11 protein-coding genes are annotated in these 11,285 nt (G+C 67.8%); 3 read left to right on the top strand and 8 right to left on the bottom strand.

All coding sequences use genetic code 11. The annotated features are described in order from the left end of the window. Window positions 1-11: 11 nt before the first annotated feature. Together AC3DE2_RS18735 and AC3DE2_RS18730 are read right to left on the bottom strand one after the other, a co-directional pair. The gene (locus AC3DE2_RS18735; protein ID WP_488427379.1) at window positions 12-326 is read right to left on the bottom strand and encodes a DUF4286 family protein; all 315 of its coding nucleotides are present in this window, start codon (window positions 324-326) and stop codon (window positions 12-14) included. After that, the gene (locus AC3DE2_RS18730) at window positions 323-1,555 is read right to left on the bottom strand and encodes a DUF3667 domain-containing protein (RefSeq protein WP_488427378.1); all 1,233 of its coding nucleotides are present in this window, start codon (window positions 1,553-1,555) and stop codon (window positions 323-325) included. The genes AC3DE2_RS18735 and AC3DE2_RS18730 overlap by 4 nt, the downstream gene beginning before the upstream one ends. A 100-nt stretch (window positions 1,556-1,655) precedes the next feature. Between AC3DE2_RS18730 and AC3DE2_RS18725 the strand changes: the two genes are divergently transcribed. Together AC3DE2_RS18725 and sppA are read left to right on the top strand one after the other, a co-directional pair. Then, the gene (locus AC3DE2_RS18725; RefSeq protein ID WP_488427377.1) at window positions 1,656-3,026 is read left to right on the top strand and encodes an MATE family efflux transporter; all 1,371 of its coding nucleotides are present in this window, start codon (window positions 1,656-1,658) and stop codon (window positions 3,024-3,026) included. Between the two features lie 86 nt (window positions 3,027-3,112). Further along, the gene (sppA, locus tag AC3DE2_RS18720; RefSeq protein WP_488427376.1) at window positions 3,113-5,023 is read left to right on the top strand and encodes a signal peptide peptidase SppA; all 1,911 of its coding nucleotides are present in this window, start codon (window positions 3,113-3,115) and stop codon (window positions 5,021-5,023) included. 85 nt (window positions 5,024-5,108) lie between these two features. Here sppA and AC3DE2_RS18715 read toward each other — a convergent pair whose 3' ends face one another. After that, window positions 5,109-5,333, bottom strand: coding sequence for a hypothetical protein (locus tag AC3DE2_RS18715; protein WP_295376935.1), 225 nt, complete (start codon window positions 5,331-5,333; stop codon window positions 5,109-5,111). 57 nt (window positions 5,334-5,390) lie between these two features. Here AC3DE2_RS18715 and AC3DE2_RS18710 point away from each other — a divergent pair, with 57 nt between their 5' ends. Beyond that, a complete protein-coding gene (locus tag AC3DE2_RS18710; protein WP_295376933.1) occupies window positions 5,391-6,167 on the top strand; it encodes an SDR family oxidoreductase in 777 nt (258 codons plus the stop codon). A gap of 182 nt (window positions 6,168-6,349) precedes the next feature. Here the strand turns inward: AC3DE2_RS18710 and AC3DE2_RS18705 are convergent, their stop codons facing one another. Genes AC3DE2_RS18705 through AC3DE2_RS18685 form a run of 5 tightly spaced genes read right to left on the bottom strand, consistent with a single transcriptional unit; the run spans window position 6,350 to window position 11,263 of the window. After that, on the bottom strand, window positions 6,350-6,658 hold the full coding sequence (locus tag AC3DE2_RS18705; protein ID WP_488427375.1) for a hypothetical protein: 309 nt from the start codon (window positions 6,656-6,658) through the stop codon (window positions 6,350-6,352). Window positions 6,659-6,698: 40 nt separating this feature from the next. Next, window positions 6,699-7,328 (bottom strand): DUF4124 domain-containing protein, encoded by a 630-nt coding sequence (locus AC3DE2_RS18700; RefSeq protein ID WP_488427374.1) that lies wholly within the window; start codon window positions 7,326-7,328, stop codon window positions 6,699-6,701. Continuing rightward, complete coding sequence (locus AC3DE2_RS18695) at window positions 7,328-8,047, bottom strand: DUF4124 domain-containing protein (protein ID WP_488427373.1); 720 nt, start codon at window positions 8,045-8,047, stop codon at window positions 7,328-7,330. The genes AC3DE2_RS18700 and AC3DE2_RS18695 overlap by 1 nt, the downstream gene beginning before the upstream one ends. A gap of 46 nt (window positions 8,048-8,093) precedes the next feature. Next, window positions 8,094-8,657, bottom strand: coding sequence for an L-threonylcarbamoyladenylate synthase type 1 TsaC (gene tsaC / locus AC3DE2_RS18690; RefSeq protein ID WP_488427372.1), 564 nt, complete (start codon window positions 8,655-8,657; stop codon window positions 8,094-8,096). A gap of 59 nt (window positions 8,658-8,716) precedes the next feature. Beyond that, entirely contained in the window at window positions 8,717-11,263 is a 2,547-nt protein-coding gene (locus AC3DE2_RS18685) for a DNA topoisomerase I (protein WP_488427371.1), read from the bottom strand. Window positions 11,264-11,285: the final 22 nt, after the last annotated feature.

Raw genomic sequence — 11,285 nt, 5'->3', positions numbered from 1 at the left:
AACGACGCGGCTCAGCGGCGCGCGGCGCTCGCGAGAATCCGCCGGCTGGCGCGCACCCGATCACCAAAGCGGGCGACGCCCTCGGCACGCATGCGCGGCGCGTGATCGCGCAGATAGGCGTCGAGCGCGGCGCGATCGGTCAGTCGATAGCGGACACAGCGCGCCACCCAACCGGGATCGGCGGGCGGATCCAGCCGCTCCAGGATTTCCGCTTCCAGGAACCCCGCGAAACCCAGCATTTCGCGCACGTGCGCGTCCAGCCAGCGCGCATGCGCCTCGGCGATGTCCGAGGCGATGGCGAGGTCGACCTCGTAGATGATCGTCATGCATTGATGAAGCTGGTGAGGAGGACGAACATCGCCGCGAAACTCACCAGGAACAGGTAGATCATGCCGACGGCGAGGTACTTCAGCATCGTCAGCCACCACGCCTGGCCATAGACCCGTTTCTGCATCAGCAGCAGGTAGATCGGCATCCACCACCAGAGCACGAACTGGAGCAGGCCGGTGATGCTGGCGAACCAGGCGGCATGCGGCGTGATCCATTCGTCCAGCGCCATCAGCAGGAAGATGCCGAGCAACGCCAGGCACAGCCACGCATGGCTGTACAGGGCGACCACCAGATGCTCCAGGTACAGCCGGCCCGAGCCCAGGTAGGCGATCTTCAGGAACACCGCGAAGATCGGGACCATGAAGAACAGCGCGGTGGGAATGGCCTTGAGTCCGGCGTTCTTGATCAGCTCCGGATCCTTCTGGAAGCGCTCCCAGTTTTCTTCCGCGCGATGCGCTTTCTTCTTCAGCCAGCGATCGAGGAATCCCTTGGGTTCGGCCTGCGCGTCCTCGTCCTTGTCCGTGGTCGCGGACGAGGCGGGGGGCAGGGAGGACGCAGGCGAAGCGGACGGTTCGCCCGTGGGCGTGCTGTCCGGTGGCGGAGTGGACGGCGCGTCGGCGGTTTCCGGCGCCGGTGCGGCGACCGGTCCGGTGGATTCCAGGGGCTGCTGCAGCGAGGGATGCTTCGGATCCAGCTCGGCGATGCGTTCCCGCGCCTGCAGGCGCAGCGCCTTGATGCTGCGTTCGAAGCCGATGGCGGCGCCGGGGATGTTGCCGACCGCGGCCTTGCCTTCGAGCAGGCCGCGGATGGCCTCATCGCGCTGGCGCTCCACTTCGGCGACCGTCGTCGCCTCCTCGAAATTGCCCTTGACCACCGCGTCGGGCGTGGGCTCGCCGATATGCACGGCGAACTGCGCGATGAAGAACGTCAGTACGCTGATGATGACGAACAGCCGCAACGGCGCGACGTAGGGAGCGCGATGGCCGGCCAGGTAGGCATTGGCCAGGCGACCCGGCGAACAGAGCGTGCGCAGGGTGCGGAAGATGCGGCCGTCCAGGTGCCAGAACGATTCGAATACTTCCTCGATCGCGTGGCCGGCATGGCGCAATGGATTGTGCGAGGACTGGCCGCAGTGATGGCAGAACTCGCCCTGCAATGGCGTGGCGCAGTTCTCGCACCCGGCGGGCGCATGGTCGTGCGGCAATACGTCGGTCTGGCTGCTCATCTGCGGTTGTGCTTCCCCTGGCGCGAGCGGGTAAGATACCGGCCTCCCGTGACCCGGTGCCAGCGCGCGACCGCGCGACCGTAGTCCGGCGGTCTCCCCCATGTCTTCCACCGTCTCCCATTCGCCGCGTTTCGGCGATGAGGTCCGCGCTTCCGCGAAACTTGCCCTGCCGCTGGTGCTGGGCCATGTCTCCACCGGTCTCATCGGCTTCGTCGACAACGTCATCGCCGGACACCACAGCACCCAGACCCTGGCCTCGGTCACGGTCGGCACCGCCTTGCTGTGGCTGCCGATGATGGTGCCGATCGGCACGCTGATCTCGCTCACCGCGTCGGTCTCGCAACTGGACGGCGCCAACCGGCGCGACGAAATCGGACCGCTGTTCCGCCAGGCGCTGTGGCTGTCGCTGGGCCTGGGCGTGCTGATGTTCGGCTTCCTGACCCTGGCTCCGTACGCGCTGGGCGCGTTCGGCATCGCCCCGGACATCATTCCCGGCGCCACCGGCTTCCTGCACGCGATCCGCTGGGGCGTGCCGGCGCTGACCTTCTATTTCTGCATGCGTTACCTGAGCGAAGGCATGCACTGGACGCTGCCGACCATGCTGCTGGGCTTCGGCGGCCTGCTGGTGCTGGCGCCGCTTGGCTACGTGCTGACCTTCGGCAAGTTCGGCCTGCCGGAAATGGGCGCGGCCGGGCTCGGCACCGCTTCGGCGGTCACCATGTGGGTGCAGGCGGCCTGCTTCGCGCTGTACCTGTGGCACTCGCGCCGGTTTGCCCATCTGAAGTTGTTCAGCCATTTCGAACCCCCGCGCTGGCCGGCGATCGCGCAGCTGCTCAGGACCGGCCTGCCGATCGGCATCACCGTGCTGATGGAGGGCAGCCTGTTCATCGTGACCGCGCTGTTGATCGCGCGGCTGGGCGCCGTCTCGGCCGCCGCGCACCAGATCGCCATCAACGTGGCGGCGCTGTGCTTCATGGTGCCGATGGGCGTCGCCGAGGCCACCACCGTGCGCGTGGGCCACGCGCTGGGCGCCAACGATCCGGCGGGTGTCCGGCGGGCGGCCCACGCCGGTTACGCCATCGTGCTGTGCACCCAGGCGCTGTCGGCGCTGGTGCTGCTGTTCGGGCATGACGCGGTGGTGTCCCTGTACACCCAGGATCTGGCGGTGGCGGCCCTGGCCGGTACGCTGCTGCTGTACGCCGCGGCATTCCAGTTCCCCGACGGCATCCAGGTGCTCTCGGCGGGCGCGCTGCGCGGCCTGAAGGACACCCGGGCGCCGATGTGGCTGGCGATGTTTTCCTACTGGGGCCTGGGCATGCCGCTCGGGGCCGGTTTCGGGCTGGGCCTGGGCTGGGGACCGCAGGGCATGTGGCTGGGCCTGATCATGGGACTCACCGCCGCCGCGGTCAGCCTGGGCTGGCGTTTCAACCGCAGCAGCCGGCGCCTGCTGGCCACTCCGTGCGCTGACTGACATCGGCGCACGGTGACTAAAGGGGCATGCCGCCCGCCAGGCCGAACCGTTAAGCTGGCCCCAGGAATACCGGAGCCTCCACCCCCATGAACCAACCGCCTCCCGTCCGCGGACCCGTCGCCACCTTCTTCGTGGGCGCCTGGAACGTGGTCAATTTCGCCCGCAAGCTGTTCCTTAACGTGCTGTTCTTCGGGTTCCTGCTGTTCCTGATCATGTTCATGATCCTGCTGGCCGGGATCAGCTCCAGCAGCGCGGTCAAGCCGGTCATCGATCGCACCACGCTGGTGGTCGCGCCGGAAGGGCGCCTGGTGGAGCAATACAGCACGGATCCGGCGACCCGCGCGCTGGCCAAGCTGCTCAACGACAAGGATGCGGAGGAGATCCAGCTGCGCGATCTGGTGCGCGCGATCGACGCCGCGCGCGAGGACAAGAAGATCGAGCGGATGATGCTGCGCGTCGACCGGCTGCAGCCGACCGGCTACGCCTCGCTGCGCGAAGTCGCCGCGGCGCTGGAGCGCTTCCGCGCCTCGGGCAAGCAGATCGTGGCGTTCGGCGAGAACCTGGGCCAGCACCAGTACCTGCTGGCCGCGCAGGCCAACGAGGTCTACCTGGATCCGATGGGTGGATTGCTGCTGGAAGGCCTGGGTCGCTATCGCCAGTATTTCCGCCAGGCCCTGCAGGAAAAGCTGGGCGTGGACGTGCACGTGTTCCGGGTGGGCGAGTTCAAGTCCGCGGTCGAACCCTACGTGCTGGACGCCGCCTCGCCGGAAGCCAAGGAAGCCGATCTGTTCTGGATGAACGACGTGTGGCAGCGCTACCTGGGCGACGTCGCCAAGGCACGCAAGCTGACCCCGCAGCAACTGGCCGCCGGCATCGACACGCTGCCGGAAGGCATCGCCGCCGCCGGTGGCGATCTGGCCAAGTTCGCCCTGCAGCAGAAGCTGGTGGACGGACTGAAGACCCGCGAGGACGTGGAGAACCTGCTGATCGAACGCGGCGTGGCCGACGAGGACTCCGACACCGGTTTCCGCCAAGTCACCCTGGACGGCTACCTCGCCCACCTGGACGCGCAACGCGCCGCCACGCTGGACAAGCGCGCGCAGATCGCGGTGGTGGTGGCCGAAGGCGAAATCACCGACGGCGAGCAGCCGGCCGGCCGCATCGGCGGCGAATCGACGTCCGCGCTGCTGCGCGAGGCGCGCGACGACGAGGACGTGAAGGCGGTGGTGTTGCGCGTGGATTCCCCGGGCGGCGGCGTGTTCGCATCCGAGCAGATCCGCCGCGAAGTGGCCGCGCTTAAGGCCGCCGGCAAGCCGGTGGTGGTGTCGATGGGCGATCTGGCCGCCTCGGGTGGCTACTGGATCTCGATGAACGCCGATCGCATCTATGCCGATCCCTCCACCATCACCGGTTCCATCGGCATCTTCGGCATGATTCCGACCGTGCCGCGCACGCTGGAGAAGATCGGCGTGCATACCGACGGCGTGGGCACCACCCGATTCGCGGGCGCGTTCGACATTACCCGTCCGCTGGATCCGGCGGTCGGCCAGGTGATCCAGTCGATCATCAACAAGGGCTATGCGGACTTCACCGGCAAGGTCGCCGACGCGCGCAAGAAGCCGGTCGAGGCGGTGGACGAAGTCGCCCGCGGCCGCGTCTGGAGCGGCGCGCAGGCCAAGGAGCGTGGCCTGGTCGACGAACTCGGTGGCATGCAGGCGGCGACCGAGTACGCCGCGCAGTTGGCCAAGCTGGGTGGCGCCGACAAGTATCGCGTGCGCTACATCGAGCAGAATGCCTCGCCGTTCGCCCAGTTCATGGGCCGGATGGCCGGCTCGCGCATCGGCGCGCTTTGGCTGAAGGATTCGGACATCGCCCGCGCGATGCTCGCGCAACGCCTTCCGGAAGCGAACACGCAACTGCGCTTCGTGGAAGAGGCCCTGCAGGATCGCCAGGGCACGCCGGTCAAGGCGCTGGCCTATTGCTTCTGCGGTTACTGAGCGCTTCCCGCGTCCTGCCGCGCCAGACGAAAAAGCCCTCCGCAAGGAGGGCTTTTTTCATGCCGGCCCGCCGATGCGATGCAGGCTACTGCCGCTCGGCGGCATCGATGGCCGCGCGGGTGTCCTCGGTGGCCTTGCGGGTGGTCTCCTGGACCGCCTTGGCCTTGTCCAGCGGCGCCTGGATGGCGTCGCGCAGTTCGGTGGCGCGCACGGCCTGCGGTTCCGGCGGATGTTCCGTCGGCGGCGGCGTCGGCCGGCACGCGCACAACGGCAGCAACAGCAACAGGCAGGTGATCGGATGCCTCTTCATGCGATGCTCCTCCGGAATGGCTGGCGGTATGCTACCCCCATTCTGACGGAGCGACGCATGGCATCCCATCGGTGGCGACTGGACGGGCAGACTGCATTGATCACCGGTGCCAGCGCCGGCATCGGCCTGGCGATCGCGCGCGAACTGCTGGGTTTCGGCGCGGATGTGATGCTGGTCGCGCGCGACGAGGATCTGTTGGATGCCGCGCGCGAGGATCTCGCCGAGGAATTCCCCGGAAACGAAGTGGCGACAATGGCTGCCGACGTGGCCGACGATGAGGACCGGCGTGCGATCCTCGATTGGGTGGAAGATCACGCCGATGGCCTCAACCTGCTCATCAACAATGCGGGCGGCAACGTCACCAAGGCCGCGGTGGACTACACCGAGGACGAATGGCGCGGGATCTTCGAAACCAACCTGTTCTCCGCGTTCGAGCTGTCACGCTACGCCCATCCGCTGCTGACCCGGCATGCCAGTTCGGCCATCGTCAACGTCGGCAGTGTGTCCGGCATCACCGCCGTGCGCAGTGGCACGCCCTATGGCATGACCAAGGCCGCGCTGCAGCAGATGACCCGCAACCTGGCGGTCGAATGGGCCGAGGACGGCGTGCGGGTGAACGCGGTGGCACCCTGGTACATCCGCACCCGCCGGACGTCCGGGCCGCTTTCGGACGCGGATTACTACGAGGAAGTCATCGCGCGCACGCCGATGCGCCGGATCGGCGAACCGGAGGAAGTCGCGGCGGCGGTGGGCTTCCTGTGCCTGCCGGCGGCCAGTTACGTCACCGGCGAATGCATCGCGGTGGATGGTGGATTCCTGCGCTACGGATTCTGAGTCCATGCCCACGCCCAAATAGCTGCTTCCGCTGAAACTCGTGTTGACCGCCGGTGTGGGCGGAGGCGCTGTGGCCTGCATTCCGGGTCGCGCCGGAAGGGCGGGGCATCTTCGGCGAAATCGCGCTGTACGGGCCGTATGGCGCGCTGGCCGGTGATCCTGTTCCTGGCCGTGGTGTTGTTCTACGGCCGTGATCTCGGGCGGACATTGGCGGCGGTATCGCCCGCCGCGCGCAAGGCGTCGCCTGCTTCGGTCTGGTGGAGGTTCGTGCTGCCGTACAACTTCATCGAGCGCTTTTTCATCATCCGCAGCGTTTCGGCCAGCCTGCGTGCGAAGGGACAGCGGCATGCCGGCTTCGCGAGCTGGCGGGGCTTCGGCGAAGGGACCGGCCTGGGCTGGTGCGGCACCCAGATCCTCTCGCTGGTGCCGAACCTGCTGGGTTCGACCGCCGGACTGGTCGCATTGGTGCTGTGGCTGATCCACCGGCGCATGATCCGCCGCGTGCTGTGCCGGACCGGCGTCCGTCGCCTGTCAGCCGCCGCAGGTACTCTCGGCCAGGATGCGCTGGACGCGATCGAACTCGGCCTTGTTCTTCTCGCTGGTTTCCGCACGGGTGAAGCGCCAGGCCACTTCCGCTTCGTCGCGCAGCTTCGTCCACGCCTCGCACAGTCCTTCATCGGGAACCCGCGCGCAGGTGTCGTGCACCACCTCGCAGGCCTGGCCGGCACCGCCCTGCGGATTGCCGTCCAACCCGGTGGTCTGCAGCGGTTCGCAGCGGGAGGCCGGCTCGCTGTCCTCGGTCACGTAGCCGCCGCCGTCGCGGGTGGTGCAGCGGAACAGATTGGGAGGCGGCAGGCGCGCGGCGGTGTCCGCCGCCGGTGCGGAAGACGCGCTGGTGGCTGTGGGCGTCGCGGGAGTCGCGGGAGTCGACGCGGGTTCGGTGGGTACGGCCGCGGGTTGCGTGGACATGGCCGGCGTCGGTGTCATCGGCACGGTCACTAGCGCCTGCATCCGCTTGATCTGCTGCTTGCTGCCCTTGGGGCAGGGCATGTTCTGCACGGTGAGCGCGCCGGCGGCATCGGTGCAGCGGTAGATCACCAGTTCGTCCGCATGCGCGACGGGCGCCGCGAACAACAGCAGCCAGGCAAGGCGATAGCGCATCAGGGGTTCCTGCAATCGTTGGCCATGCGCGCGTCGATGCCGCGCTGCTCCAGATCCAGCGTTCGCCGCTCGCTGGGCATCGCGCTGCCGTAGCGGCGCAGGATTTCGTAGCGGCGATCGGACAGGCGCGCGCAGACTTCCGCCTGCGGCAATGCATGGCATTCGTCGCGGACCCACATGCCGCCGGCCGGAACGATGATGTTGCCGGGTGGATGTCCGGGTGGCCGTGGAGTGGGAGGGAGCGGCGTCGGGCTTCCACTCTGGAAGGAAATGCTGCCGCCGTTGCCGATGCTGATATTGCCGGAGACACCACCGCCGTGGTGGCGTGGCCAGGCGCCATGGGGATAACCGCCGACCCAGTACGGCACCCAGCGCGGCTGCCCTTCGCCGTTGTCGCTGACATAGCGCTCGCCTTCCAGGGTGACGCACTCGTACATCGGGCGCGGCGCATTGCGATAGACCACCCGCTCGGCGGGGGCCACCGGCGTCGCCGGCGCTTCGGGACGGCGTTCCGGCGGTATCGGCTGCGTTCCGGCGGCGGGATCGCGAGGTCGCTGCATGCTGCGGGTCTGCTGCGTTTCCCCGGGCGCACAGGGAGAATCACGCAAGGTCAGCTGCCCCTGCTTGCCGACGCAGCGGTAGATCACCACTTCCTGCGCGGCCACGGACCGGACAGGACAGAGCGGGAACAGCAGGCAGGCGATCAGGGCGATGCGCATGGCGGCATCTTGCGCGCGAAGCGGGATGTGGACAATGCAGACCGGTTCAGAGCCGAAGCGGCTGCCCGGTCAGCGCGTCGCGAATCGAGGACGGGCGTTCCAGACCGCCGGTTTCGCCTTCACTGACGCCATCGAGGCGTTCCAGCAGCGCGGGATCCAGCCCGGGGCGTTCCCGCGGCGCGGGTTGCCCGCTCAGGTTGGCGCTGGTGGACACCAGGGGGCCGCCGAAGCCCCGGCACAGGGCAATCACCGTGGGATGCGCGGTGACCCGCACGGCGATGCCGGCGTGTTCCCCGGTCAGCCAGCGCGGGACACCGGCGCTGGCCGGCATGACCCAGGTATGCGGGCCGGGCCAACTCGCCAGCACTTCGGCCAGGCGATCGACCGGCAATGCGTCCAGACCCAGGCAGGGCCGGAGCTGTTCGAGATCGGCGGCGATCAGGATCAGCCCCTTCTCGACCGGGCGCTCCTTGATGGCCAGCAGCCGCAGCACGGCGGCCTCGTCGAAGGGATCGCAGCCCACTCCCCACACGGCTTCGGTCGGGTACGCGATCACGCCGCCATGCTGGAGCCATTCCACGGCGGCGGGCAGGGACAGGGACGCGCTCATGGGGCGATTCTGCCACGGATGCCGCGGTTCACCGCGACATCCGGATATGCCGGGGCCGCTCAGAACGGCGCGTCGTCGCTCTGCTTCTTCTTGGCGACCCGCTTCTTGCCTGGTTCCACCTTGGCCGGCGTCAGCAGCGACTTGGCCGGTTCGGTGACGGTCACGACAGCCTTCTTCGCCGTGGCTTTCGTGGTGGCGGTCTTCTTGATCGCAGCTTTCTTCGTCGCGGTCTTCTTGGCCGCGGCCTTCTTCGGCGCCGCTTCCTTCTTCACCGCGGCCTTCTTGGCGGTCGCCTTCTTGGCGCCGAAACCACGACGGGCCGGCTTGCCGGTTTCCTCCAGCAACTGCTGGACTTCGGCCAGGGTGAGCGAGGCGGGTTCGCGATCCTTGGGAATCTTGCCGTTGAGCTTGCCGTCGCTGATGTACGGGCCGAAGCGTCCGTTCAGCACCTGGATGTCGCTGCCGTCGAATTCCTTGATGATGCGGTTGCGGGCGATTTCTTCCTTTTCGTTGATCAGGAAGACCGCGCGGGCCAGATCGATCGTGTACGGATCGTCTTCCTTCTTCAGCGAAGCATAGGTGCTGCCGCGCTTGGCGAACGGGCCGAAGCGGCCGATGCCGACGCTGACTTCCTCGCCGTTGTCCTGGCCGAGCTTGCGCGGCAGCTTGAACAGCTCGATCGCCTCGTCCAGGGTGATGGTGTGCATCGACTGGCCCGGACGCAGCGAGGCGAACTCGAGCTTCTCGTCGGTGTCCTTGTCGCCGATCTGGGCGTAGGGTCCGAACCGGCCCAGGCGCACGCTGACCGGTTTGCCGGACTTGGGATCGGTGCCGAGTTCGCGCGCGCCGGTGGCTTCGCTGCGATCGACCGATTCCTTCTTCTCTTCGATCAGTTCCTTGAACGGGCCCCAGAACTTCTCCATCAGCGGGACCCATTCCTCCTCGCCGCGCGAGACGGCGTCCAGCTCGTCCTCGAGCCGGGCGGTGAAGTCGTAATCCACGTACCGGGTGAAGTGGCCACTGAGGAACTTGGACACCGCGCGGCCCACGTCGGTGGGCTTGAAGGCGCGGCCTTCCATTTCGGTGTACTTGCGGAACAGCAGGGTCTGGATGATCGAGGCGTAGGTGGACGGCCGGCCGATGCCGTACTCCTCCAGCGCCTTGACCAGCGCCGCTTCGGTGAAGCGCGGCGGCGGCTGGGTGAAGTGCTGGTCGGCATGGATGCGATCCAGCGGCACCCGGTCGCCCGGCTTCATCGGCGGCAGCTTGCGGCCTTCGTCGTCGTCCTCGGCGCCCTTCTGGTCCTTGCCTTCCTCGTACACGGCCAGGAAGCCGGGGTCGACCACGGTGGTGCCGCTGGCGCGGAAGCTGTGCTCGCTGCCGGCGGCCAGATCGACACTGACGGTGTTGAGCGTGGCCGGCACCATCTGGCAGGCCACGGCGCGCTTCCAGATCAGTTCGTAGAGCTTGCGCTCGTCGTCGCTGAGGAAGCGGGCGACCTGGGACGGAGTCCGCAGCGCGGAGGTCGGGCGCACGGCTTCGTGCGCTTCCTGCGCGTTCTTGGACTTGGTCTGGTAGGTGTTGGGCTTGTCCGGCAGCGCCTGGGTGCCGTAGTCGCGGGCGATGACGTCGCGGATTTCGTTCAGCGCCTCGATCGACAGGCTGACCGAGTCGGTACGCATGTAGCTGATCAGGCCGACCGTGCCTTCCTCGCCGATGGCCACGCCTTCATACAGCTTCTGCGCGACCTGCATGGTCTTGCGGGTGGTGAAGCCCAGCTTGCGCGCGGCTTCCTGCTGCAGGGTCGAGGTGGTGAACGGCGGCGCGGGCCGGCGCTTGCGCTCCTTGCTGGTCACGTCGGTGACGTGCAGCGAACCCTGCGCTGCCTGCTGGATGCGCATGCGCGCGGCTTCGGCGGTGTCGCCGTCGGTGACCGTGAACTGCTCGAACTTCTGCCCGTCCAGGCGGGTGAGCTTGGCGGTGAAGGACTGGCGCGGGTGCGCGCACTCGGCCTCGATGCTCCAGTACTCTCGCGCGACGAAGGCCTCGATCTCCTCCTCGCGCTCGACGATCATGCGCAGCGCAGGCGACTGCACGCGGCCGGCGGACAGGCCGCGCTGGACCTTGCGCCACAGCACCGGCGACAGGTTGAAGCCGACCAGGTAGTCCAGCGCGCGGCGCGCCTGCTGGGCGTCGACCAGCTCGTTGGCGATCTGGCGCGGCTGGTTCATCGCCTCGCGGATGGCCCGCGGGGTGATTTCGGTGAACACCACCCGGTGAAGCGGCTTGTCCTTGAGCAGGCCGCGCTCCTTCAGGATTTCCGCGATGTGCCAGCTGATCGCCTCGCCCTCGCGGTCCGGGTCGGTTGCCAGGTAGATGTCTTCGGCCGCCTTGGCCGCCTTGGCGATGGCATCGACGTGCTTCTCGTTCTTGTCGATGAGGTCGTAGCGCATCGCGAAGCCGTTGTCCGGATCCACCGCCCCCTCCTTCGGCACTAGGTCGCGCACGTGACCGTAGGACGCCAGGACGTGGAAGTCCTTGCCGAGGTATTTGTTGATCGTCTTGGCCTTGGCCGGCGATTCGACGATGAGGAGGTGCTTGGACATGTCCTTCCGATGGGCGGTGGGG

This window comes from Pseudoxanthomonas sp. 68-E7, assembly GCF_057773145.1.
This window is presented reverse-complemented; position numbering and strand designations above follow the sequence as displayed.